The 23,614-nt window shown below is 48.2% G+C and carries 26 protein-coding genes; 11 read left to right on the top strand and 15 right to left on the bottom strand.

What is annotated here, in order from left to right; translation table 11 throughout:
• From KD145_RS07250 to KD145_RS07230, 5 genes are all read right to left on the bottom strand, one after another.
• Positions 1-663, bottom strand: a complete 663-nt coding sequence (locus KD145_RS07250; protein ID WP_212005240.1) for a dihydrofolate reductase family protein — start codon at positions 661-663, stop codon at positions 1-3.
• Between the two features lie 33 nt (positions 664-696).
• A complete protein-coding gene (locus KD145_RS07245; protein ID WP_212005239.1) occupies positions 697-1,932 on the bottom strand; it encodes an RNA polymerase sigma factor in 1,236 nt (411 codons plus the stop codon).
• Between the two features lie 54 nt (positions 1,933-1,986).
• Entirely contained in the window at positions 1,987-2,325 is a 339-nt protein-coding gene (locus tag KD145_RS07240; RefSeq protein WP_212005238.1) for a YciI family protein, read from the bottom strand.
• Between the two features lie 104 nt (positions 2,326-2,429).
• Positions 2,430-2,837 carry a DoxX family protein gene (locus KD145_RS07235; protein WP_212005237.1) on the bottom strand — a complete coding sequence of 136 codons (408 nt, stop codon included), beginning with the start codon at positions 2,835-2,837 and terminating at the stop codon, positions 2,430-2,432.
• A gap of 75 nt (positions 2,838-2,912) precedes the next feature.
• Positions 2,913-3,875, bottom strand: coding sequence for an AraC family transcriptional regulator (locus KD145_RS07230; protein WP_212005236.1), 963 nt, complete (start codon positions 3,873-3,875; stop codon positions 2,913-2,915).
• 148 nt (positions 3,876-4,023) lie between these two features.
• Here KD145_RS07230 and KD145_RS07225 point away from each other — a divergent pair, with 148 nt between their 5' ends.
• The 3 genes from KD145_RS07225 to KD145_RS07215 all read left to right on the top strand — a co-directional run bounded on the left by KD145_RS07225 (position 4,024) and on the right by KD145_RS07215 (position 6,921).
• Entirely contained in the window at positions 4,024-5,613 is a 1,590-nt protein-coding gene (locus tag KD145_RS07225) for an FAD-dependent monooxygenase (RefSeq protein WP_212005235.1), read from the top strand.
• Positions 5,614-5,784: 171 nt separating this feature from the next.
• A complete protein-coding gene (locus tag KD145_RS07220; protein WP_212005234.1) occupies positions 5,785-6,222 on the top strand; it encodes an acetyltransferase in 438 nt (145 codons plus the stop codon).
• 51 nt (positions 6,223-6,273) lie between these two features.
• Positions 6,274-6,921: a hypothetical protein gene (locus tag KD145_RS07215; protein ID WP_212005233.1), complete on the top strand. Its 648-nt coding sequence runs from the start codon at positions 6,274-6,276 to the stop codon at positions 6,919-6,921.
• A gap of 10 nt (positions 6,922-6,931) precedes the next feature.
• Here the strand turns inward: KD145_RS07215 and KD145_RS07210 are convergent, their stop codons facing one another.
• Positions 6,932-7,312 (bottom strand): helix-turn-helix domain-containing protein, encoded by a 381-nt coding sequence (locus tag KD145_RS07210; protein ID WP_212005232.1) that lies wholly within the window; start codon positions 7,310-7,312, stop codon positions 6,932-6,934.
• A 111-nt stretch (positions 7,313-7,423) separates the two neighbouring features.
• On the opposite strand from KD145_RS07210, the gene KD145_RS07205 reads away from it, so the two are divergent.
• Positions 7,424-8,179 (top strand): alpha/beta hydrolase family protein, encoded by a 756-nt coding sequence (locus tag KD145_RS07205; RefSeq protein ID WP_212005231.1) that lies wholly within the window; start codon positions 7,424-7,426, stop codon positions 8,177-8,179.
• Between the two features lie 178 nt (positions 8,180-8,357).
• Complete coding sequence (locus tag KD145_RS07200) at positions 8,358-8,798, top strand: hypothetical protein (protein WP_212005230.1); 441 nt, start codon at positions 8,358-8,360, stop codon at positions 8,796-8,798.
• A gap of 122 nt (positions 8,799-8,920) precedes the next feature.
• Here the strand turns inward: KD145_RS07200 and KD145_RS07195 are convergent, their stop codons facing one another.
• Positions 8,921-9,349, bottom strand: a complete 429-nt coding sequence (locus KD145_RS07195; protein WP_212005229.1) for a secondary thiamine-phosphate synthase enzyme YjbQ — start codon at positions 9,347-9,349, stop codon at positions 8,921-8,923.
• A 114-nt stretch (positions 9,350-9,463) separates the two neighbouring features.
• Between KD145_RS07195 and KD145_RS07190 the strand changes: the two genes are divergently transcribed.
• A complete protein-coding gene (locus tag KD145_RS07190) occupies positions 9,464-10,546 on the top strand; it encodes a Gfo/Idh/MocA family protein (RefSeq protein WP_212005228.1) in 1,083 nt (360 codons plus the stop codon).
• Positions 10,547-10,591: 45 nt separating this feature from the next.
• Here the strand turns inward: KD145_RS07190 and KD145_RS07185 are convergent, their stop codons facing one another.
• The gene (locus KD145_RS07185) at positions 10,592-11,314 is read right to left on the bottom strand and encodes a DUF92 domain-containing protein (protein ID WP_212005227.1); all 723 of its coding nucleotides are present in this window, start codon (positions 11,312-11,314) and stop codon (positions 10,592-10,594) included.
• Positions 11,315-11,366: 52 nt separating this feature from the next.
• Between KD145_RS07185 and KD145_RS07180 the strand changes: the two genes are divergently transcribed.
• Positions 11,367-11,759 (top strand): DUF4260 domain-containing protein, encoded by a 393-nt coding sequence (locus KD145_RS07180; protein WP_212005226.1) that lies wholly within the window; start codon positions 11,367-11,369, stop codon positions 11,757-11,759.
• Here KD145_RS07180 and KD145_RS07175 read toward each other — a convergent pair.
• Together KD145_RS07175 and KD145_RS07170 are read right to left on the bottom strand one after the other, a co-directional pair.
• Positions 11,722-12,387 carry a DUF2306 domain-containing protein gene (locus tag KD145_RS07175; protein ID WP_212005225.1) on the bottom strand — a complete coding sequence of 222 codons (666 nt, stop codon included), beginning with the start codon at positions 12,385-12,387 and terminating at the stop codon, positions 11,722-11,724. The genes KD145_RS07180 and KD145_RS07175 overlap by 38 nt on opposite strands.
• Positions 12,388-12,522: 135 nt before the next feature.
• Positions 12,523-14,934: a TonB-dependent receptor gene (locus KD145_RS07170; RefSeq protein ID WP_249219755.1), complete on the bottom strand. Its 2,412-nt coding sequence runs from the start codon at positions 14,932-14,934 to the stop codon at positions 12,523-12,525.
• Between the two features lie 337 nt (positions 14,935-15,271).
• Here KD145_RS07170 and KD145_RS07165 point away from each other — a divergent pair, with 337 nt between their 5' ends.
• Positions 15,272-16,495, top strand: coding sequence for a sterol desaturase family protein (locus KD145_RS07165; protein WP_212005223.1), 1,224 nt, complete (start codon positions 15,272-15,274; stop codon positions 16,493-16,495).
• Positions 16,496-16,588: 93 nt separating this feature from the next.
• Complete coding sequence (locus tag KD145_RS07160; protein WP_212005222.1) at positions 16,589-17,002, top strand: VOC family protein; 414 nt, start codon at positions 16,589-16,591, stop codon at positions 17,000-17,002.
• 43 nt (positions 17,003-17,045) lie between these two features.
• Here the strand turns inward: KD145_RS07160 and KD145_RS07155 are convergent, their stop codons facing one another.
• The 4 genes from KD145_RS07155 to KD145_RS07140 form a co-directional block, all read right to left on the bottom strand.
• Positions 17,046-19,544 (bottom strand): glycoside hydrolase N-terminal domain-containing protein, encoded by a 2,499-nt coding sequence (locus tag KD145_RS07155; RefSeq protein WP_212005221.1) that lies wholly within the window; start codon positions 19,542-19,544, stop codon positions 17,046-17,048.
• Positions 19,545-19,688: 144 nt separating this feature from the next.
• On the bottom strand, positions 19,689-20,075 hold the full coding sequence (locus KD145_RS07150) for a VOC family protein (protein ID WP_212005220.1): 387 nt from the start codon (positions 20,073-20,075) through the stop codon (positions 19,689-19,691).
• Between the two features lie 11 nt (positions 20,076-20,086).
• Entirely contained in the window at positions 20,087-20,635 is a 549-nt protein-coding gene (locus KD145_RS07145) for a DUF4199 domain-containing protein (protein ID WP_212005219.1), read from the bottom strand.
• A 146-nt stretch (positions 20,636-20,781) separates the two neighbouring features.
• Complete coding sequence (locus tag KD145_RS07140; RefSeq protein ID WP_212005218.1) at positions 20,782-21,000, bottom strand: DNA-directed RNA polymerase subunit alpha C-terminal domain-containing protein; 219 nt, start codon at positions 20,998-21,000, stop codon at positions 20,782-20,784.
• 136 nt (positions 21,001-21,136) lie between these two features.
• On the opposite strand from KD145_RS07140, the gene KD145_RS07135 reads away from it, so the two are divergent.
• On the top strand, positions 21,137-22,030 hold the full coding sequence (locus KD145_RS07135; RefSeq protein ID WP_212005217.1) for a protease complex subunit PrcB family protein: 894 nt from the start codon (positions 21,137-21,139) through the stop codon (positions 22,028-22,030).
• A 5-nt stretch (positions 22,031-22,035) separates the two neighbouring features.
• Positions 22,036-22,656, top strand: a complete 621-nt coding sequence (locus KD145_RS07130) for a hypothetical protein (protein ID WP_212005216.1) — start codon at positions 22,036-22,038, stop codon at positions 22,654-22,656.
• Between the two features lie 4 nt (positions 22,657-22,660).
• Here KD145_RS07130 and KD145_RS07125 read toward each other — a convergent pair whose 3' ends face one another.
• A complete protein-coding gene (locus KD145_RS07125; RefSeq protein ID WP_212005215.1) occupies positions 22,661-23,479 on the bottom strand; it encodes an NAD(P)-dependent oxidoreductase in 819 nt (272 codons plus the stop codon).
• Between the last annotated feature and the right edge of the window lie 135 nt (positions 23,480-23,614).

The following is a 23,614-nucleotide window of genomic DNA, read 5'->3' as shown; positions in this document are numbered from 1 at the left end:
TCAGTCTTCGGTGGCCACTTTTTTTCTTCGGGCCAGTTCCGCTTCCGTAGGCGTTTCCAGGGCAAAAGAACCTGGTTTAAGTTCTCCTCCCGGCTCATAGGTAGCCATGATTACACCGGTAGAAGAAACGGTGGTGCCCAGCAGTTCCCAGTTGCCAGGCTGGGTACCTTCGGCAAACAAACGTTTTCCACTGCCAATAGTAACCGGGAAGGTCCAGATATGAAGCCGGTCGGCCAGATCATTGGCCAGCAGGGTTTGTATCAGTTTACCGCTGCCGTTTACCAGCAGATCATGGCCCTGTTGTAGTTTGAGCGCGCGGAGCCCGGCTACCACGTCGCCGGTGATCAGCGTTGAATTTTGCCAGGATAATGTCTGCGGTTTACTGGAAACAACAAATTTCTCAATGCGGTTGAAAAGATCTGCTATCGGATCATGCTGTATATAGGGCCAGTGTGCCGCAAAGATGTCGTAGGTTTTTCTGCCCAGCAGCAAGTCAAAAGGCTGGCTCATGGAACTGCCCATGGTTTGGTTCATGATCTCGTCCCAGTAGGTAGCGCTCCAGCCGCCCCATTGAAAACCGCCGGCGGTATCTTCCTGTGGACCTCCAGGCGCCTGTAGCACGCCATCCAGCGTAAGAAAAGTGCTGATGATGATTTTTCGCATGACTTAAACTTTTTGGGTGATGGATGTATAATGTCAACCAGTGATTTGAAGTTGATCGAGTTTGTATTGAACCTGTTGTTTTTCGATGTCCGATTTTGTGAGTGTGAGTGCCTGTTGATAGTGCAGTCTGGCTTTTACGGGATCTGTTACTTTATGAAGTTCTCCCAGTAGTACATGGTAAAAATGATTGTTGTCGAGCGGAAGCTTTTCTGCCGCGGCCAGTGCCGCTTCCGGACCCTGTGCCTTGTACAGGGCGTAGGCACGGTTGAGGGCAACAGCAGGGGAGTAATTGATCATTAACAACTGATCATAGAGCCGGAGAATGCCGGTCCATTTATCCGGTGTATCTTCTTTCTGGCAATGCCGGAAGGCAATTCCGGCTTCCAGGTGATAAGTGCTCAGCTGCTGGCCTTGTGCCGAACGTTCCAGATAAAAAATACCTTGTTGGATCAATGCCTGGTCCCAGCGGTTTTCGTCCTGGTCTTCATACAGGATAAAAGAAGTCTGGCTGTTTTGCCGCGCATCAAACCGGGAGGCGTGAAAGCACATGAGGGCAATGAGTGCATTCGTTGAGGGGAGGTTTGTTTTTTCATAGTCTGCCAGCAGCAGCCCGAGGCGCAATGCTTCCAGGCATAGCTCCTGCTGCAGTATCCTGCTTTGTGTGCGGGAATAATACCCTTCATTAAAAAGGAGGTAGACAACGTGCAGCACATTGTCGAGTCTGGCTGGCAAAGCAGCTTCCGGCGGCAGTTCCAGGGCTACCTGTTCACTTCTCAGTTTTTCCTTTGCTCTGAACAATCGTTTGTTGATCGTTTCTTTACTGCACATAAAGGCTTCTGCAATTTCATCGATGCCAAACCCGCAGAGGATGCGTAATGCCAGTCCTATCTGGCTTTCGCTGGCAATCGCGGGATTGCAGATGGCGAAGATCATCTGTAACTGGCTGTCTTTGATATGCTGTTCAGAAAAGTCCAGTTCCTCCTGATCTTCCTGTCCGGCCCGGATGGCCGGCATCACTTTCTCCTGGTATAATTTGTTCCGGCGGAAATGGTAAAGCGTTTTTTGCCTGGCCACTGTATATAGCCAGGCTGCAGGATTTTGCGGCATCCCTCTGGTGCCCCATGTTTCGGCGGCTACCAGAAAAGTCTCGCTGACAATATCTTCCGCTGTTTCGATGTGCTGTAATCCGAATTGTTTACTGATAACAGCCACCATCCGCGAAAACTCCTGCTGAAAGAAATGTTTTAAGGATAATTGTGTTTGTTCCATAACAAATGGCCACCTGTACCGTTTAGGGGGCAACAGGTGGCCTTGCTTTTTTAGTTATACATACAGTGGTCTGATTTCCACACTACCGCCTGCATCGATGGCAGGACAGCCATGTGCAAGTGTAGTGGCTGCTTCCAGGCTTTCTGCTCTTACAATGATAAAGCTGCCCAGCATTTCGCGCACTTCTACAAAAGGCCCGTCAGTAACCACTCCGCCAGCCTTCAGTACTTTGCCTTCCAGCGCCAGGCGCGGCCCGTGGCTGGATAGTTTGTCCTGGGCTACAATATTGCTGACCCAGTCCTGCCATTTCCCGGCAAGTGTCTGCATTTCGGCAGGTGATGCATTGCTGTAGTCATAACTGGGCTGGCGAAATAATAACATAAACTCTTTCATCTGATGGAAGTATTAATAGTGATGTAAAAAATTAATTACACACCTATGATGACCGAAGGAGCAAAAATTGGACATCTTTTTAAAAAAACATTTCTGGTCTCTGGTCATAAACTTACAACTATTTCTGCAGGTTTGTCGAGCCTTCTGTTTGCCGGACGGAGCCACCAGGACAAAACAACCAGGACTACAAAAACAGTTTGTGCAATAACAGCCTGAACACCATCACCGCTTACCAGATGGGAGATGACTGCACCGGTCATGACAAAAAAGAAGCCTGCATAAGCCCATTCCTTCACCAGTTTTAATCCTGGCAACAATAAGGCTGTCACGCCCAGTATTTTCCAGATACCTAGTAAAGTCATAAAATACAAAGGATAGCCCAGGTGAAGCATACCGTTTACATTCCAGGATATCCTCATTACCTGGCATATGCCGCCGGACAACATACCGGCTGTCAGTAAGCCTGTGGTGACCCAATAGGCTGCCTGCCTGCGTTTGTCATTAGTTTTCATATAGAAGTGATTTTGTTTCACCTAATGATGACTGAAAGGGCAGGAATTGGACAGGAAGGAGATTTTTTTATTGACTTATTTTAGCAGCCCTTTAGGTGTTATCCCATATTTCTTTTTAAAAGCCCGGTGAAAATGCTGCGGATGCGTATAGCCGAGACCGTAAGCAATCTCTGAGATGTTTTTTTCGCCTTGTAGTATCTGTTGCCGTGCATTTTCCAGTCTTTCATCGCTGAGGAAGGAAAAGACACTCTGTCCGAAGACCAGCCGGAAGCCTTGTTTCAGTTTGAATTCATTCAATCCGCATAACTTCGATAGTTCAGCCAGGGTAGGTGGACAGGCCAGGTGTTGTAACAGATACTGCTGTGCATCGTGTAGTTTATCCCGGTCGGCTTTCCGGAGGTTATGTGCCGCTGCGGGAGCTGCAGCAGGGAGCAGGTTTTCCCATTGCAGACAGAGCAGCTGCAGGGCCAGGGCTTCGAAATGCAGCCGTTTTAATCCCTGTGGGTCAGGGCTTTTCCAGAGATGGTCCAGCAGGGATTGCATTCTCCCGCTAAAACGCTCTGCAGGTGCATGTAAAACAAAGGGGATACCTTTTTCTATTTTGGTGGCCAGATGGTATAATTCAGGTGCGTAGCTGGTTAGCAGGGAGATCATTTTTTCCGGCGTGATATGGATGCCTATGTTGCGGAATCCATGGCTGTCGGCCAGTTCATTTTTTTCCCAGGAAGAAGGGTTGAACAGGATGTTGTGATATCCCCGACTAAAAAGCCGGCGTCTGATCAATCCTTCGTGGGTCTGGTAAAGTTGACCCGATACTACAAAATTCATTTCCACAAAAGCTTTTTCGTTGAAATGCTGCCAGCTAAGGAGTGGAGGCCCTGCGGTAACGATCCCGTCGGCGATGGCGGTGTCGCCGCAGATGATGAACCTGCCGCTGCCTTCCGCATCGGGGAGCGGAAGCCGGTAAGTATGTTCCACTCCTTCCCGTGCAAGGAAGGCGTCTGTGAAAGCAGCTGACTGTGTGGGCTGTGACTGCATGATGAAGTTCCGGTTGTCTACAAAAATAATGAAACATGGCGAGGCTGTATAAACATCTGTGTCACACTTCTGCAAATGGTACTTATTTATCCGTTTTGTGCACTCCGTTGCGTCGTATAACCGGCAGTTTTACATAAATATTTTACGTATGACACAAAGTAAACAGCAGGTATCAGCTGCGCATGTGCCGGTGCTGATCATCGGCGGTGGCATTACAGGCCTCTGTGCGGCGTTGTTTTTGTTGCAGCAGGGCATCCGGCCATTACTGGCAGAAAGGCATAAAGGGACTTCTATTCATCCAAGGGCCCGTGGGTTTGATATCCGCACGATGGAGCTTTTCAGGGAGCTGGGGCTGGGAGAGGCTTTACGGGAAGCCGGTAAGGCGCTCAGCCCTGCCTGGGGGGTATTAAGGGATGTAACGGTAATGGCTGCACTGGAAAAGATGGTCCCCCGGGAAGAAGGCCGTATCGTTTTTCCCAGCCAGTTAAACGACCTGAAAAGTCTGGCGGCCCTGAGCCCGGAGATAGGCGCCCGTTGTACCCAGGATCTGGCCGAACCTGTTCTTCGCCAGGCAGCAGCTGCCAGAGGCGCTGATCTGCGTTTTTATACGGAGTTGGTATCGTTTTCACAGGATGATCAGCAGGTAACCGCCTTGTTGCGCGACCGTGCCACTGGTGATACGACTATCGTTACTGCGGATTATATGATCGCTGCCGACGGAGCTTCCAGCCCGGTCCGTGAAAAGCTGCAGCTGCCCGTTTCCGGCCCTGGTGTGCTGGCCCATTTCCTTAATATCTATTTTGAAGCCGATATGGCAGCACTGGTGACGGGCAGGGAGTTCAGTCTGTGTATCATCGACAGGCCCGGGCTGACCGGATTTCTGACAACTATCAATAACAGTGACCGTTGGGTATACCAGCTGCGTTATTATCCCGGAATGGAGGAACAGGTGACGGACTTCCAGGAGCAACGGCTGACAGCCATCATAAGGGCGGCGATAGGACTACCGGAACTGCCTATACGCATATTGAGTGTATTGCCCTGGGAGATGACCGTAAAAGTGGCTGATACCATGCAAAGCGGCCGTATCTTCCTCGCCGGCGATGCAGCCCATGTAATGACACCCTATGGCGGCAAAGGCGCTAATACCGGTATTCAGGATGTACAGAACCTGGCCTGGAAACTGGCGGCTGTATTACGTGGGCAGGCAGCACCTTCGCTATTGGACAGTTATACCACTGAAAGGCAGCCGGTAGGGTTGTTTAATGCCTTACGCTCCGGTACTATGGCCGACGAACAAGGTATGCTGAAAGACAAGGAAATCATGCAGAATGTGCGGGCACTGATTGGTCTGCCGGACTATCAGTATCCGGTACACGTAGTTTCCGGCTATTGCCCCGAAAAGCCGGAAGACAGGATGCTGTATGGCCTGCCAGGTACCAGGGTGCCGCATATCTGGCTCGACGAAGCCCATCAGGTTTCTACGCTGGACCTGCTGAAAGGCAACTTTGTACTGTTTGTGCATGGCAACGCTGATCGGTGGAAAACCGCGCTGGCAGATAAAAAGGAGCTGGTGGCCGTTTATGCATTTGAAGAAGCAGCTACTGCTGAGCAGTGGCAGGAACATACCGGCAGCCGGGAGGGAGATGCGCTCCTCGTGCGTCCCGATGGCTTTGTTGCCTGGAGGGGCAGTGAATCACAGGCTGCAGACATTCCTATGCAGGAGTTGTTATCCTGACCTGGACTGTTTGCCTGTTACCAGCGCATTACTCACCAGCAGCCCGCAGGTGATTAAAGTAGCGCTGCCAACCAGTTGCAGCGTTGCGTACACCGCGGAAGGAGCTTTTTATAAGAGCTCCTTCCTTTTGAAAGAAAATTTTGGTTTATTTTTGGACCAAAGATGAATAAGATGAAGATAAGACCCACTACCCCTGCCGACTATTCTGATATGCTGCGTATTTGGGAGTCTGCAGTAAAAGCCACACACGATTTTCTGAAAGAAGAAGACTTCCTTTTTTTCAAGGAACAACTAGCGGTAAATTTTTTCCCTCAGGTGGAAACTTATCTGTTGCTGGATGATCAGGAGCAGCCGGTTGCTTTTATAGGTGTTCACGGCGACATGCTGGAGATGCTGTTTGTGGACGATGCGATGAGGGGAAAAGGAATTGGCAGGTATTTGATCGGTTATGCCATCCATGAACTGAAGATCACTAAAGTAGATGTGAATGAGCAGAATAGCCAGGCTGCCGGTTTTTATGAGAAGATGGGTTTCAGGGTGACCAGTCGTTCTGAGCTGGACGGTATGGGAAAGCCTTATCCGATATTGCATATGGAGCTTGAAAAGTAGAGGGTAGACCCAGAATAAAATGATACCTTGCGGCACTATTTTGAATATACTATGAAACGGCACTCTCTTTTTACGTTAGGCACGATGATTTTTCTGATGGGCATTAATATCGGCAATCTCTCAGCCCAGCGGCTTTTTGATAATAGAATGAATACTGAAAGCTATTACAGTACAGGCTATTATTATATGAAAGACTCCTCCGTCATAAAGGGATTAATCAAATATACTTTCCTGACCCCCGACCGTTTCCGATTTAAGGATAGCCTTACTGCGCCTGCTGTCACCATAACAGCAGATGACTGCATCGGTTTTTTCGAAGATGGTGACAAAGCCCGTTTTGAGACCCTCTCTAATGTAAAGCTGCCAGGCCTGATGGCTCCCAAACTGAACAAATGTTTTGCTGAATTACGTATCGCAGGAGACCTGTCTCTTTATATGGTGTATTTCACCAAACCCAAAAAAGCATTTGCAATGGACCGTCAAATAAATGGTCCGAATGTAGAGCCGGGCCGGCTGTATGTACTGACCAAAAAAGGAACAGATACGGTATTGGAAGTACCTCAGAAAGGGAAACAATTCCGGAAAGAACTGAGTACCTACCTGGCCGATAAACCCGGAATAGTAGCGTTTATTAACAGTAACGACTATACGGAAGATGAAATTGAAATGATCGTGCAGGCCTATAATAAAAGTAAATAGAGGATTTGTTTCAGCCGCCGCATTGCTGCTGGATGTGAGACCAGTCTTTGTTGCCCCACCGCTGTAATTCCAGAATGATCTGTATAAGCGCATTGCCCTTGCAGGTAGGGGTGTATAATGTTTGCTGCGGTGTAGTGTCGCTGATACAGGACTTGTTCACCAACCCCTCTGTTACCAGCTCTCCCAGCCGTTTACCCAGTACCTGGTCTGATAGCGTGGGGAAGGCTTTTTTTAGTTGACTGAAATGCTGAACACCGTTAGTGATATTGTATAATAGTGACATCTTCCAGCGCTGACTGATGTTCTTCAGCGTTTCGTTTACATCGCAGTAATCTGCCAGAACTTTGAGGTTGTGCGCATTTGTGGAGTTGGTCTTTATTTTAGAAGCCATGGGTACTGTTTTTTACGTACTCACTTTCGGGTGAGATATTGATGGAAAAATACTGACTGACTAACATTGCAGAAAAATAATACGATGTATACAAAATTAATCAGATTAATTATGCTCTTGCTGCTTAGCTGTATTGTCCGGCTTAGTGCACAATCCAAAAAGGTGTTTGTATTAGTCCACGGCGCATGGCATGGTGGTTGGTGCTGGCAGCAGGTAAGCGCAAAGTTAAGGGAAGCCGGTAATATTGTTTATACGCCCTCTCTCAGTGGGTTGGCGGAACATCAGTATCAACCGCACGATAACATCGACCTGAATACTCATATCAACGACATCGTTCAGCTCATTACGATGGAAGATCTGCACGATGTGGTATTGGTAGGCCATAGTTATGGGGGTGTAGTGATCACTGGTGTGGCTGACCGTATTCCTGAAAGACTGAGTAAACTCATTTACCTCGATGCTGTGATTGCAGAAAATGGAGAAAGCGCTTTGTCTGTACAACCGGATACTGTGAGAAAAAATTTTATCGAACAGGCTGCCCAATATCAGATGCGCAGCATTCCCATCCTGCCTGCCGGCTTTTTTGGTGTGAGCAATCCTAAGGATGAAAAATGGGTAAACGACCGGCTGACACTACAGCCCTATAAAACGTTTGCACAGCCGCTGGTGTTGCAGCATTCTTTTGGTAATCATCTGCCCCTGAGCTATATCGCCTGCACAAATCCCCAGATAAAGGGCCTGCGCAAGTTTGCAGAGAAGACCCGTCAATCGCCTTCCTGGAAGTATTATGAACTGGAGACAGGACATGATGCGATGATCACAGTCCCCAAGGAGCTGGCGGCTATGCTCATGAAACTCAGTAAATAGTATATCCTTATATTTGGTCCCAGGGCTGAAGCCCTGGGCTATATTGGTTTTTATCCATGGCTACAGCATGACGTAGTTCCAGGGTTTCAAGCGCCATATAGCCCCGGGGCTTCGGCACAATATAGTCCGGAATTCAATATAGCCCAGGGCTTCAGCCCTGGGGCAAATTAATTTAATCATGAAAAAAATTTATCGTGTATTGCTGATTTCCATTGTCATTCTGACCGGATACAGCACCTATGCCCAACAGCCTGCTGCCAACACGCCCCGTGAAGGCAAACACAATTTCACCCTGCAATGGATCAGCTGGGACAAGCCTGGTAAAGTGATGATCACCAAAAAGAAAGATGGCACCTATAGCATCAAGGGGGAACAACGGGATGCCGCCACAGGCGATTTTGTGACTATCGACGGCAGCCTGATTGTAGTATCTCTCCGCGAGCTGACATTTGAAGGAAACATCCAGACCCGCTATTCAAATGTAAATGCCGGAAAGGTATGTGATAAAACCGGTACCTACCACTTCCTGGCCAAAGGCACCCGTAAATACTGGCGTCTGCAGGAGATGGACAACTGTGAGGGTAATAACGTGGTAGATTACGTAGATATCTTTTTCTAGGTTAATGTTGCTTCTCCAAAATCCTATTCAAGATAAGTTTGTGCCTTTTTTTATCTTCCGTGTTTCGTGGAAAGCCCGTTACAACGGATGAGGATGACATTTTTTATTTCATCAATAATACCTTAAAAAGGTTTGCCCCAGGCTGTCAGCACCAGGTTTCTGGGACCGCCATAGTCTCTGTGCTCACAGAGGTAAACACCTTGCCAGGTACCGAGTGCGAGTCGGCCGTTATGTATAGGTATCATTACGGAACAGCCCAGCAGAGAGGATTTCAGGTGGGCCGGCATATCATCGGGGCCTTCGTCATTATGTTCAAAGTCCGGATCGTTTTCGGGGACAGCTTTGTTGAAGAACGTCTCAAAGTCTGTTCTGACGGTGGGATCTGCGTTTTCATTGATGGTCAGCCCGGCAGAAGTATGCTGGATAAATACCTGGCACATGCCTGATTGTAATGTCCCGATTTGCGGGAATGCCTGTACAATTTCATGCGTGATAAGATGAAAGCCTCTTGGACGGGCTTTCAGGCGTACGGCCTGTTGATATATTTCCATGCTCCTGATTTTCTGCAAAAATAACATTTCCGCCCTGCATAAAATTCTGCTTGTAAATCACTGTGCTGTACTGTATCTTACCGGGATTGAAGCAAATTAAACCGGAATTATCTCATGTCAGAAATCGTTAAACCTTTACGGGTATTAGTAGTTGGCTGTGGTAACATGGGCGCGTCTCATGCTACTGCCTATCATACATTGGAAGGCTTTGAAATATGTGGTATTGTATCTACCGGCTCCAGCAAGCAGGTGCTCAACGACAAGCTGGGCGGCGGTTATCCGCTCTACAGCAGCTACGAAGAGGCATTAGCGGCTACCCGGCCCGATGCGGTGTGTATCTCCACCTATCCTGACACACATGAAAGTTTCGCTATCATGGCGCTGGAAAGCGGATGCCATGTGTTTATAGAGAAGCCGCTGGCTGACTCTGTAGCGGGTGCTGAAAGAGTGGCCGCCGCTGCACGTAAGGCAGGTAAAAAACTGGTGGTGGGTTATATCCTGCGGCATCACCCTTCCTGGGAAAAGTTTGTGGAGCTGGCGCAACAACTGGGGAAACCGCTGGTGATGCGGATGAACCTCAACCAGCAAAGCAGTGGCAGCAAATGGGGCGTACACCGTAACCTGCTGCAGAGCCTGAGTCCTATCGTGGATTGCGGGGTGCATTATATTGATGTGATGTGCCAGATGACCCGTTCTAAACCGGTACAGGTAAGCGCTATCGGCGCAAGGCTCTCCCAGGACATACCGTCAGACAACTACAACTACGGCCAGCTGCAGATCCGCTTCGAAGATGGTTCTGTTGGATGGTATGAAGCAGGCTGGGGACCAATGATTAGCGAAACAGCCTTTTTTGTAAAGGATGTGATCGGCCCGCAGGGCTGTGTTTCCATTGTCGCCAAAGATTCCGGCAGTGCTGGTAATTCAGATAACATTGAAGCACATACGAAAACGGAATCACTGCGTTTGCATCATGCTGCGCTCAATGAAAAAGGAGAATTTGTAAAGGAAGATACCTGGATAGATATGCAGGATGAACCGGATCATCAGGAGCTGTGCAACCGGGAGCAACGTTATTTTCTCCAGGCTATCCGTCAGGATACAGATCTGACGGATCATGTGCAGGATGCGGTTAACAGTCTGCGTATAGCCTTTGCCTGTGATGAGTCTGTACGTACCGGCAAAATGGTCAATTTATAACTGAGAAGAGGGGTGCTACAAACAGGTAGCTCCCCTTTTTACCTGTTACCCCAACCAGCAGCAGGCGCCGGCTACCAGGGCGGCAAAAAGGGTATTGCCGAAGTTAACGGCGTCGTTGCCGATATAATGTTTGCGCTCCAGGGTGGCTCCCAGTACCGAGTCCATCAGATTGCCCAGCATCCCGGCCAGTATAATGAATAACATGTGCCGGTCGAAACCTATCGCTGCCGCATATACGATTGCTATCACCGCTGCGCCGGCAGCCCCTATCAGTGTACCTTCCACGCTCACCACCCCATCAAGGCCTCTTGCTTCTTTTTTAAAAGTGAGGATATTAAAAAAGCGTTTACCGTATACCGTGCCTAGTTCAGACGATAAGGTGTCTGCTGTCGCAGAAGCCAGGCTGGCAGCCATCATCAGCCGGTATAACTCCCGCCGGGAAGGGTCTGCCAGCATTAGTACACCCATGATAGCGGCAGTACCGCCGTTGGCAAATACTTGTCCTGCCTTTCTTGTCTCCGGATGATAGCCTTCGGCAGCAATAGCCGCTTTGGCCTGTTTTTTATGGGAGGTGGCCACGGTACCCAACAGAAAAAAGGTGCCCAGCAGCGCAATACCGCTGAAGCCAGCACCTGCAAATACCAGCAGTCCTGTAAGACCGGCTGCCAGGGCTGCCGGAATGGAGAGTTTGCCTGTCCTGATGCAGGCTATCATAAAAGCAATCAGGGCAACCCCGAAAATACATTGCTGCGTGAAAGTTGTGTCCATATACAAGGTCAGCAAAACTAATTAATTACTTTTGCTGACAGAAAATTTATATATGAAGACATTACTGAATCTGGAGGAATTAGCCTTATTCCTGTTGGCTGTGTTGGCGTTTGCATCACAGTCGCCCTACGGCTGGTGGCTTTTTCCGGCATGCCTGCTGCTGCCCGACCTGAGTATGCTGGGGTATGCGGCCGGTAATAAGGTGGGGGCCTGGGTGTACAATTTCGTACATCATAGAGGGGTAGCCATCCTGGTTTATCTGGCAGGGCGGTATCTGGCTTTGGACTGGCTGGTGTTTACCGGTATCATTCTCTTTGCACATACCTCCATGGACCGGATTTTTGGGTACGGGCTGAAATATATGACTGCTTTTAAAGATACCCACCTGGGTGAAATAGGCCCCAATGCTAAGCAGCATCGGAAACAACCGGACGCGTATAATTAATCCAGGCTTCCGCTACCATCAGATGTAAGGTAAAGCCTATCCAGAAGGCTATACCGAAAAATAACTGCGGTGTCAGCGCAGTTAGTGCAAAAAAAAATCCTACAATAGGCCGCACGGTGGCTATGGCCAGCCCTATGGCAAATGCACGGATCATCCACTCCCGGTGCTGTATTTTGCTGTGTCGTACATTGGCCCTCCATGCCAGCGTGAGGGCCAGCAAAAAATACAGTCCAAAAAGAGTACTGGCCGCCGCTTCATTGATCCCTCCAATGGGCAACATCACAAAAGGCATACAAAGTGCCGAAACCCCTACTATATAAGCATCTATCATAAACAGCCGTTCCAGTCGATGGTACAGCTCCGGATGCTTTGTCTGCACTCCTGGCATAAACAGGACCGGCCCCATTATCATAAACAATGCTCCCGGCAGTATATGCATCAACGTTATTACCGGATGCTGACTGAAGCCGGTGTCAAACGGTGCCGCACCCTTGCGGTTAAAGGAGGGTATGATACCGGCCATGGCCAGGATTCTTCTCAGCACCATCAGGATGCCGATCGTAGCCAGTATATACATACATATCCGCAGGATACGGGTCAGGCGTTGTATGGTTTGTGTACGGTCCATACTACAAAGGTAGTCTGTGTATATCACCGCAAAAGCAGACAGCGACAACAGGGCAAAATGTGCAGACAGGAAGGCTAAACATAAAAAAAACCGGTGCGAAAACACACCGGCATTGTATATTGATTGATTGTAAGGTCAGAATTTAAACGCCACGCTGGCAGAAAAGCGGCGGGGCATCATTCTTTCTATGGTGGTCCATCCGCTGTAATATTCCTTGTTGGTGATATTGTCCAGCTTGAGTGCCAGCCGGTAGGCATTCACCTGGTAAAAGATGCCGGCGTTCAGCACTGTATAAGAGGGCAGTGTGAAAGTGCCGGTTGCTTTAATGTTGACAGTAAGATTTTCGCTGGCATAGTTGCCGCCGAAACCTATGCCGAGGCCATGCAGTTTGCCACTGGTAGCGGTATAGCTGATCCACCAGTTGGCCAGATGCTCCGGACCTGCACTGGTAGGCCGGCGGTCCAGCACGCTGGAATCAGCCTTCTCCATTTTACTGTTGTTATAACCATAACCTGCCACGATATTGAGTCCTGGCAGCGGATTGGCGATCAGGTCTACTTCCACGCCCTTGCTGCGCTGGGAGCCATCCTGGAGGGTGTAGTTATATTGGGCGCCGTTTTTCTCGATGGTAGCGCCTCTGGTCATATTAGTCACCAGGATGTTGTAATAGCTGGCCGTCATGCTTAGTTTGTTTTGGAGCAGATCGAGTTTTACACCGCCTTCAAACTGGTTGGCCTGCTGTGGTTTGAGGTTACCGCTCAGCTCAGGCAGTGGCTGTGTTACAGGAGCCAGGTTCTGAAAGCCGTTCATATAGTTGGCAAAGAGGCTTACTTTATCTTTTACTACCTGATAGATCAGCCCGAATTTGGGAGATACGGTGGTCTGACTGTAATTGTCCTCATCCTTCTGTCCGGCAACAAAGTCCTGGGTGGGTTTACTGACAAAATGATCTACACGTAAGCTGGCCATGGCTATTAACTGATCTGTGATATTGAGCACATCAGACACATAGGCGCTGTAGGTATAGTTGGTAGTGGTATTTTTAACCTGGCCGGAAGTGGCCTGTGCCAGCCGTGCATCCACAGCGGCCTTGTTGAGCTGTGAATAGCGGGGATCACGTTTGTTGACAGCACTGACCATGTCAAACAGGACGTAAGGAGAGTTGTCGTTGTTGGTAGACAGGCTGAGGAAGTCCAATCCTGCCACAATGCGGTTGCGCAGCCCGCCAATCCTGAAGTCACCGATAAAATTCTGTTGTATATCCGTTGCCGTAGTGGTGGAGTTCTGGTGGGTAAGGTATCTGCTCAGCAGCGTATCATTGGGCTTCTGCACACTATTATCACCCTGGTCCAGGAACATTACGTAAGAGTAGTAGCCATTGCTGCGGCGTACACTTCTTGACACGTTGGTCTGGGAGGTCCATTTATCAGAGATTTTGTAGGTAGCCTGCCCAAAGAGGTTCATGGTAGGGGATTTCATGGTGATATCATTGCTGGTGAAAGAGCGGGTGAAGTCTATGCCCAGCTGCGCCGGTGTTCTGGCTATGAGCTGCCGGCGACGGTTGAGAAATACTATGGTAGGGTTGGTGCTTTCGTTGGTATAGAACTCCGTATTCACGAGAAAAGAAAGACGATCGTTGACCCGGTAGGAGAGGCTGGGAGCGAGGAACCAGGAGCGTTTGAAGCCGGCATCCTGGAAGCTGCCTTCTGAATGATAGGCGGCGTTGGTGCGTAGTATGGCTGATTTGTCCTTGTTCAGCGGGGCATTGATATCTGCGGTGATACGGTTGAGGCCATAGCTGCCACCGGTGTAACTGATTTCACCACCAAAAACATCATAGGGTTTTTTAGTGACGATGTTGATCAGACCGCCGAAAGAGATCAGGCTGCTGCCAAACAGGGTGCCGGAAGGTCCTTTGATGGTTTCAACGCGTTCTATATCGGCAGGGTCGGGGCTGCCATTGGAGATACCCGCGATGCCGTTTACCATAGTGGGTTGTACTGCAAAGCCGCGCATGGAGAAATAACCGGCGCCATCGCCACCACGGCCGGTAGAGGACCATAATCTGGAAACACCCGGCGCATTTTTTAAGGCATCATCAAAATTGGTGGTCACCTGTTCTTTCATCAGTTCTTTCCCCACCACATTATATACCTGCGGATTCTCCAGGTTTTTAATCGGCAGGCGTGCAATGTAATCGCTCTCTTTGTTGGCCAGTTTGTTTTTCCCGCCTACAACGGTTACTTCCGATAATTGTGTTTTTGACACCTGTAAACGGATTTTCACGGTAGCAGTCTGATTATTATTAACGGTCACTGTTTCCGCTACCGGCTCATATCCCAGCAGGGATACCTGCAGGACATATTTGCCGGGCTCCAGCCGGCGAAAGGCAAAGTCCCCTTTACTATCGGTAACGGTACCACGATTATGTTGTTCTATCCTTACGCTCACAAAAGCTGCGGGCTCTCCTTCGCTGGTGGTTATATTTCCTTTTATGTGGCCGGTGCTGCTCTGAGCCATTACACCGGACATAAAGCTGAAGCGCATTAATATAATTAATAGAAATGCTGACAATTTCCTGATCATGCTGTTAAGTTGAAATACAAGTATTAGTGATGACAATCACGGCACCAAAATTGAGGCAGGTATACCAAAATGATTGATCGGATCAGGAAAAGTATTTACGCATTCCGGAAACATAACTGTGATGGACGTGATGATGCTGATACTCCTGATGAGTGAAGAACTCGTTTTGTTTTTTTAGGGAAATAATTTTGACGCATCCTATATATCAGTTTAAATCAAAATAATCACAGTTCGTGAAGAAATGGCTGGTCATTCTCCCGGAAGGCCACACATTTGTATTGTTTTAAACGGATGACTAATGAAATTTGAAAAAATACATAACCAGGGGCAGGCACAGCTTTTTCGGAGCAGGTATCTGGAGATGCTGACCAAAACCCATCCGGCGGTTATTTTCGGGATGTATCTGCCAGTGATCGGTTATATGTTGTATTACAGTTACACGGTGTTGGGGTATTCCTTTTTGCGGACAACGATGACCTACCTGGTGGCTATGTTCAGCTGGACTTTGTTTGAATACATTATACACCGTTATATTTTCCACCTGATTAGTGATAAGCCTGTTGTGAGGCGGGTGGTGTATACGCTGCATGGTAACCATCACGAATATCCGCGCGACAAACAACGTTTGTTTATGCCACCGGTACCGAGTGTGATCATCGCTTCTTTTTTATTCACCGTTTTCTATCTCTTCCTGAAGAAGAATGCTTTTATGTTTTTCCCTGGTTTTGTGTCAGGATACTTATTATACGGAAGCATGCATTATGCCATTCACGCCTGGGCACCGCCCTTTAAGTGGCTGAAGTCACTGTGGAGAAATCACCACCTGCATCATTACAAGAATGACGAACTGGGATTTGGTGTCAGTTCGACACTATGGGACAGGGTGTTTCGCACCATGTTCAGTATCTGCGCAGGTCTTCTCCTGGTGCAGCCGCTTTCCGCGCACCAATCGGCCGACAGCGATTACAAGCTGGTGAAAAGGGATAAGTCCATCGCTCTTTATGAGAGATGGCTGCCCGCGGGTGAGAGTGAAGGGAGTGTGAGAGAGATAAAAGCGGTGTTTGCCGTAAAATCTGATGTGCAGGCGGTGGCCAGGTTATTGACAGACCAGCAACAGGGCGTGGTGTGGAATGTTCGTGCCAGGACTTATCGGGTGCTGCCCATGGTGGAAAGCCGTGAATGGATCACTTATCTGAAATACAATATTCCATGGCCTTTCGGTGATCAGGACTGCTGTCTGTTGTTTCATCTGAAAGCCCATCCCTATAACGAACGTTCCGGGGAAATCAGCTTTGAAAGCACGCTCAGCAACCGCTTCCCGGTAACCGGTGATGTTACCCGTATCACCGGTACCCGCGGTAGATGGCTGATGGAAGATCTGGGTGATAACGGTATGCAGATCACTTATACCATTACTACCAACCGCAGCACCAGAATACCCAGGTGGGTATCAGACCCGATTGTCCGTAACAATATGTTTGAGACCATGTCTACCTTCAGAAGCATACTGGAAAAACGTTGAACAGCATCTCCCTGTTTGATTAAAAAAAATCTTACATCTCCCACCAGTTTTTATACTTATCTTGTCTGTGCATCTCTGTAAAAAACAAATGTCATGGAAGAAAAAAAGTATGAACTGATACCCTACATTACTTTCGGGGGAAACTGCGAAGAAGCATTGAATTTTTACGCCAACGTTCTTGGAGGTACTTTTAAAATCTGGACCCGCTACGATCATCCGGCTATGAATGCTCCGGAAGCATACCGCGACAAGGTGCTGCATGCGAGGCTGCAGTTTAATGGTCTGGCTATCTACGCCAGCGACATATTCCCGGGAAAGGAAGCAAAGAAAAACAGTGGTGACGTCTCTTTGTCTTTAACATTCCCTGATTCTGAAACAGCACAGAAAGTATTTGACCAGCTGGCAGAAGGCGGGCAGGTTGGAGTCCCTTTTGGCAAACAGTTCTGGGGCGAATGGCATGGTAACCTGACCGATAAGTACGGTGTTAAATGGATGGTTAACTGCTGATTCATTTTTTCTAATTTCCGGCTCCTGGTTTTTAAAACAACGTCTAAGACGATATCACTTTTATTAACTGGCTGTTAAGCTTTACTAGTTCACCTTTCCGGGTGTTATAACTAAAAGATTTATTACCCATCCTGATATTCAATGGGCCTCCAAGCTTTGATAAAATAGATGCTTTTACCAGTTTTCCCTGCCGCCATTCTATATTCACCACAAATCCGCCGCGTGCACAAAGTCCTGAAACACGACCGCTGGCCAGCGCATCGGGAAGTGAGGGTAAAAACTCTATTTCAAAAGTACCATCGCTTCGTTTATGCTGGCTTTGCAACAACATCTCTGCAATAGCAGCTGTAGCACCGAAATTGCCATCGATCTGAAAAGGCGGATGATTATCGAATAGATTGGGTAATGTTTTTTTAGTGATCAATCCTGATAATAAACTAAATGCGTGGTTCCCGTCGTGAAGGCGGTTCCACATATTGACTTTCCAGGCGAGACTCCACCCTGTGCCATCATCTCCGCGGCCTTCCAGGGTTTTACGTGCTGCCGCAGCAAGATCAGGAGTACCTTCCGTCGTAATTTGATTGCCAGGATAAAGTCCAAACAAATGGGAGGTATGACGATGATGTGGTTCTACTTCCTTATAATCTTCTGCCCACTCCATAATACGGCCAGTAACCGGACTAATACGTACAGGCGCCAGGCGTTTCAATACTGTGGCACATTGATCTCTGAAAGCCCGGTCTATGCCCAGTGTTTCTGCTGCCGCGATACAATTACTCAGTAGGTTGTGAATAATTTCTATATCCATGGTGGCGCCGTAGGTGAATACAGAATTAGTGCCATCGGGGAGCTTGAAAATATTTTCCGGAGAGTAAGAGGGATTAGTTACCAGTTTACCTGGGCAGACAGTTCCTGCGGGAGCTTCTACCAGGAAGTCAAGCATAAACTCAGCTGCACCTTTCATCAGTGGATAACCTCTTTGCAACAGAAATTTTTTGTCGCCGGTATAACAGTAATGTTCCCAAAGATGTTGCACCAACCACGCAGCCCCCATCGGCCATATTCCCTGTGGGCCATCTGCTGGTGCGGTAAAGCCCCAGGCATCTGTAAGGTGATGTACTACCCAGCCCCTGGCGCCATATGTCTGACGGGCTGTTCGCGCTCCCGGCTTTGCCAGCTGTTCTTCCAGATCGAACAGTGGCCCGTGAAGCTCGCTTAGGTTGGTGATTTCTGCCGGCCAGTAGTTCATCTGTACGTTAATGTTGGTGTGATAGTCGGCGTTCCATGGAGGGGTCATCTGCCACGCCCAGATCCCCTGCAGGTTGGCGGGCATACATCCTGGCTGCGAGCTCGAGATTAGCAAATAACGACCAAACTGGAAGTATAATTCTACCAAACCGGCATCAGGAGCACCTAAGCGCCTTGCATGCTCCAGGCGTTCATCTGTGGGTAGATGGGTAGCCTGTACATCATCTGTGTCAAAATGTAAAGTCATTCTATCCGCATACTGTTTGTATGTCGCTATATGCGCCGATTTTAAGGCTGTATATGATTTAGGAGCAACAGCTGCCGCCTTGCTCCGACATTGCTGTACCGGATCGGTATCAACAGCAGTAATCCCATTGGTAAGATTTTTCAGGCCGGGATAATTGGTGGCGCCTGTTATGAACAGCGTAGCGCTATTGGCATTCTCAATATGTAAAATTCCATCTTTCACATAAACATTTCCTCCACTGTTGAGTACTTTAGCACGCGCTGCAAATCGCAGCCCGCGGGGATTTCCACCTTGATCCTTTATAGGTAGGCGGCCTTCCAGGATGAGTGCTGCCGGATCGGCAGTATCCGGGAGGCATTGTGCGTCTTGCTGCCTTTTGAGCACGAGCCTGAAATTAATTTTACCTGGACGGCTCGCGGTAAACCTTACAATAACAACATCGTTAGCGAGAGAGGCAAAATTTTCACGGGTATATTCCACGCCATCAGATATATATTTTACCGTTGCCACCGCGGTAGCGAGATCAAGACTGCGACTGTAATGCTCAGCAGCTATTACGGGTTGATCGATCCACACTTCGCCCAGCGATTGATAGGGCTTTATCCTTTCAGGCTTACCCAGCATGGTGGCGCTGGCAAGCTTTACCGCTTCATTGTTTTTGTTTTCAAAAAGGAGCCGCCTTACTTCAGGCAATGCTTTCAAGGCTGCGGGATTGTCGGCATCCATAGGATAGCCGTCCCATAAGGTACTTTCATTTAGCTGTATACGTTCATCTGCCACGCCGCCAAATATCATGGCGCCTATGCGGCCATTGCCTATAGGTAATGCTTCTTCCCACAGACGAGCGGGGTTACGATACCATAAAACATTGCCGTTTATTGGCTTGCTTGCCAGGCCGCTACATTGCGCTCTGTCAGCCCACTGAGCAGTAATGTCCGCTGGCCTTTCAACAGCAGGAGGAATTGTCGATTGTGCATGTATAGTAGTCGCAAACAATAAAAAGACCGGGACCCAGGAGTATTTTCTGAATGAGGTATTTATCAACATATCTGCTGTTTTTATGGGCATCTATGTGAAATTAAAAAATTAATAATGTTAGTGGCGGGAAGATCAGGCGTTCGGTAAGATAGTACTAGCAATTGACAGATTAGTATTTAACTTCTTGTTGGCATGGATTTTTAGCCCAGGGCTTCAGCCCTGGGAGATTTGAGATAACGAAATCAGATTCCCGCAGTTGTCTTCAAATACAGCTTCCATGCCCCAGTCTGTTATGGTAGGCGGTTTGCGGAAGACGACTCCTTTGGCGCTCAGCTTGGCATAGTCATCTTCTATGGTTTGGGTGCCCATTACGATAGTGGGGATGCCTGCTGCGTATAGCCCTTGCTGATAGGCTTTTGAAATGGGGTGATCGGAGGGTTCCAGCAGCAAGGCGGGGCCGTCCGGTGCTTCCGGTGATACCACAACAGCCAGCATGGCTTCCGGCATAAATATCTTTTTAAGAAATCCAAGTGTTTCGGTATAATATTTAAAGGCTTCCAGCGGATCGTTTACATAAACCCCTGTCATGGCTATTTTCATATCAATGATTTTTAGTAGTGAGTGATCATGGTAGAGGTATCGTTACCTTTCCGGCGTTTTAAGATCATAGCACTGATCAGGGTGACAGCCAGTCCTATGGGTAATACTTCCGAATAAGTGATGATAATGACCCACAGCGGATTTTTATACAGCTCCCTGAAATGTTCTATCTCCTGTAATCTTTCCTGAAGAGTGACCGGATTGGCGTGGGCTTCACGGGCTTCTTTCAGCATATGTGCGCTGTATTTATCCATGAAGTCGGGAATAAACAGGTAGTAATCTATGAGCCATATCACCACATAAATGGTGGCAGCTACCAGTGATATCAACAGCCCTACTTTAAAGGCTTTCCAGAAGGAGATAACGCCATTGTTGTATTTATCCCTGAAGTTTTTAATGCCCACAAAAACAAAAGAGAAGGCAACCAGCATCCCGGCATAACCGAGCACCATATTCCCTTTGAAGCTGGGATCGTTATAACACCATAATATGGAGACGACCATCATCAGGCTGATAATGGCACCTGCAATCAAGCCAAAAACAAGCACATTTTTTTTCATCTGTATAATTTTGTTTGTATCCAAAGATGCCGGGCCTGCCTCGTTTTCGTTTATATGATGTACCACTTCATGCGTGCTGCTTAAACATTTACTGTGATCATAAAGTTATCATATTTAGGTTACAGCACCTATGCCTGGCGCAGTCATTATTTTTCCTTTGCCAGGGTGAGTCCTTGCTCCTGCAGGGCTTCCTTAATCCTGGTGATGGCGTTGGGACCCATGCCGTGCAGTTGTAGCAGCGCGGATTCGGTGACCTTCGATAATTGTTCCAGCGAGGTGTATCCTGCATTGTTGAGTGCGCGTAATGCGGGTGAAGCCAGTTTGGGCAGCGTGCCGGCAGCAGGTAGCGTTGATTTTTTTTGCATATGTCACTACTGTGGTTTATTAAATTTACAATGATATTGTAACTTTTGCCAGGTGTGATACGTCAACTATGGGTAAAATAACAACATACATAATTTTAAAAAATTACATTTGCGCACAGTTAAATTTTATTTTCCTATGAACAGACGTACTGTTATTGCATTGCCACTCGTTTGCCTGACACTCCAGAGCCAGCCGCTTTTCAGCCGGGAGAAGAATGTTTTCATCACTCCGGCGCTGGCCACATCAGCGGTGGCCGCTGACGGTATCCAACAGGGAAAACCGGCCCAGCAGCTCTCTTATGGCCAGGGAATCGAGCTCATTGTAAAAGGGCTGGGCCTCAATATTGACAATATCCGGTTTATCAAAGAGCCTAAAGCAACCGACTACTGCACCAATGCAGATAACAAAGCTTCTTATGCACAAGCGGTGATCATTGCGGCGAATAATGGCATTACCCTGGCCCGCAGCCAGCGTTTTAATGTGCCGATGACCCGTGAACAGTTTGCCGTGGCACTGGAAGAAGGTATCGAACACACTGGGCCATACCCCGTGAATATGATGTGGATCAATATCAAAGATGCTGCTGCCTTCACTACCAAAGGGAAAGGCAACAATGCTGTACAAAACCTGATCAAATTCGGAGTAGTGGCGCTGGAGAACGGTAACTTCCGTCCCAAAGCCAGCATTACACCGGCAGAGGCGGAGGCCATGGTGAAAAAAGCAGCCGCGTTTGTACAGTCCTTTAAAGAACGCCAGGGCGGCAACCAGGAAAAGGAAGCGGTGTCTTTCACCACTACACCCGTGAATACAAATGTCAACAGTATTGTTGTTTCCCGGGGTAGCAAACCTAATTCAGGTTACCAGATAACAGTCACGGCTATTGACTTTGCCGAAAACGGTACTGCTACCGTGCACTACAAACTCACGAATCCGGCACCGGATAAAATGTATATGCAGGTGATCACAGAGCCTAAAGCAGAAACATTTGTATCTTCTGCTTATAAAGTGATATTACAGGAGGATAAATAGTTAAGATGGGGCTGGACCTTTTTCACGTAAAACCTTGTGCTGCCCCTGTGGTAGGCATGGCGGAATACTTCGACCTGCACGAGCTGGAGGCATGTCCTGGTTTTATAGAGAGACATCGGCATCTGCTGACCAGCCTGTCTTATCCGGATGAACTGTTTTCTATTTTTATTTTTGCCGGTGTGCCGCATCTTCGTCTTTATGAACATTTGTTTGGTAAACAGGAAGACGATATGCTGCTCACCGGCAATATGCAGGATCTGATGCCGCTAATACGGCAGACAGAGACGGAGAAAAACCTCGCTCAGGCCCAGCGAACCGATATTGAAAGCAGTTTTAACCATGGGCCGATCACTATTGACTTTCAGATTATTCAATATCGTACTGTTATCCCCGACAAGGAAGTGCTTTACTGGGAGCAACACGGTTACCAGCGAAAGCAGATGCACTCCCGTTTTTATGAAGAATTTATCAACAACAAGTTGTACTTCTCTATAGACGAGGTATTGCTGGCCTATGAATTTATTGAGCCCTGTAAGGAAGAAGAGACGGAGACGCCTCTTCTTTTCCGGCAGAACTTCGTCGATAATTTTGAAGGCGGTACCAGTATATTTTTCCCCAGCTGGTGATTTGTTATAAAAAGAGATCCGGCTGTAACCTGCCACCGGGTGTCACGGCATAGTGGGCCAGATCGGTAATACCTTCTGCTTTTAATACCGCTTCATCAATAAAGTTATTGCCGGTGCAGGACGCGGCCGGTTTATCCAGTATATAGTATGCTGCATCGGCCATGATGGATGGTTTGCGGCTAACTTTTATAATTGCGTCGCCTCCCAGCAGGTTTTTGATAGCAGCTGTAGCAATGGTAGTAGCCGGCCACAGGGAATTGGCAGCGATGCCATAGGATTTCAGCTCTTCGGCCCATCCCAGGGTAAGCATGCTCATATTGTACTTGCTGATCGTATAGGCTACATGTGGCCCCAGCCATTGTGGTGTGATGTTTACCGGCGGAGACAAAGTGAGGATATGCGGATTGTTGCCTTTTTTCAGATAGGGTATACAATGCTGGGTGACCAGGAAAGTACCTCTTACATTGATATCATACATGAGGTCGAAACGTTTGGCGGGCGTTTGTTCGGTGTTGGTGAGCTGTATGGCGGAAGCATTGTTGATCACTACATCGATGCCGCCAAAAGTGTCTGCAGCTTTCTGAACGGCCTGTTGTATCTGGGCTTCATCGCGGATATCTACCTGTATGGGCAGGGCTTTGCCCCCAGCCCTTTCTACAGCAGCGGCTACAGAGAAGATAGTGCCTCCGAGGCGGGGATCTTCTTCCACGCTTTTGGCAGCGATAACGATATTGGCGCCGGCAGCAGCGAGTTTGAGGGCAATGGCTTCACCGATGCCTCTGCTGGCCCCGGTAATAAAAATAGTGCGGTTTTGAAAGGTCATATAATACTGCTTTTGGTGAACTGATATTTTTTATCTGCCGGCGGTTGATCGCCGACCTTTCTTAAATATACCCCAGACTCCATAAACTACCATGTAAAATTTTATTGCCGGACCATTTTGCAGAACATTTTACCC

The organism is Chitinophaga sp. HK235, assembly GCF_018255755.1.
Taxonomy (GTDB): Bacteria; Bacteroidota; Bacteroidia; order Chitinophagales; family Chitinophagaceae; genus Chitinophaga.
The sequence above is the reverse complement of the archived record's forward strand: the minus strand, read 5'-3'. Positions and strand labels throughout refer to the sequence as shown.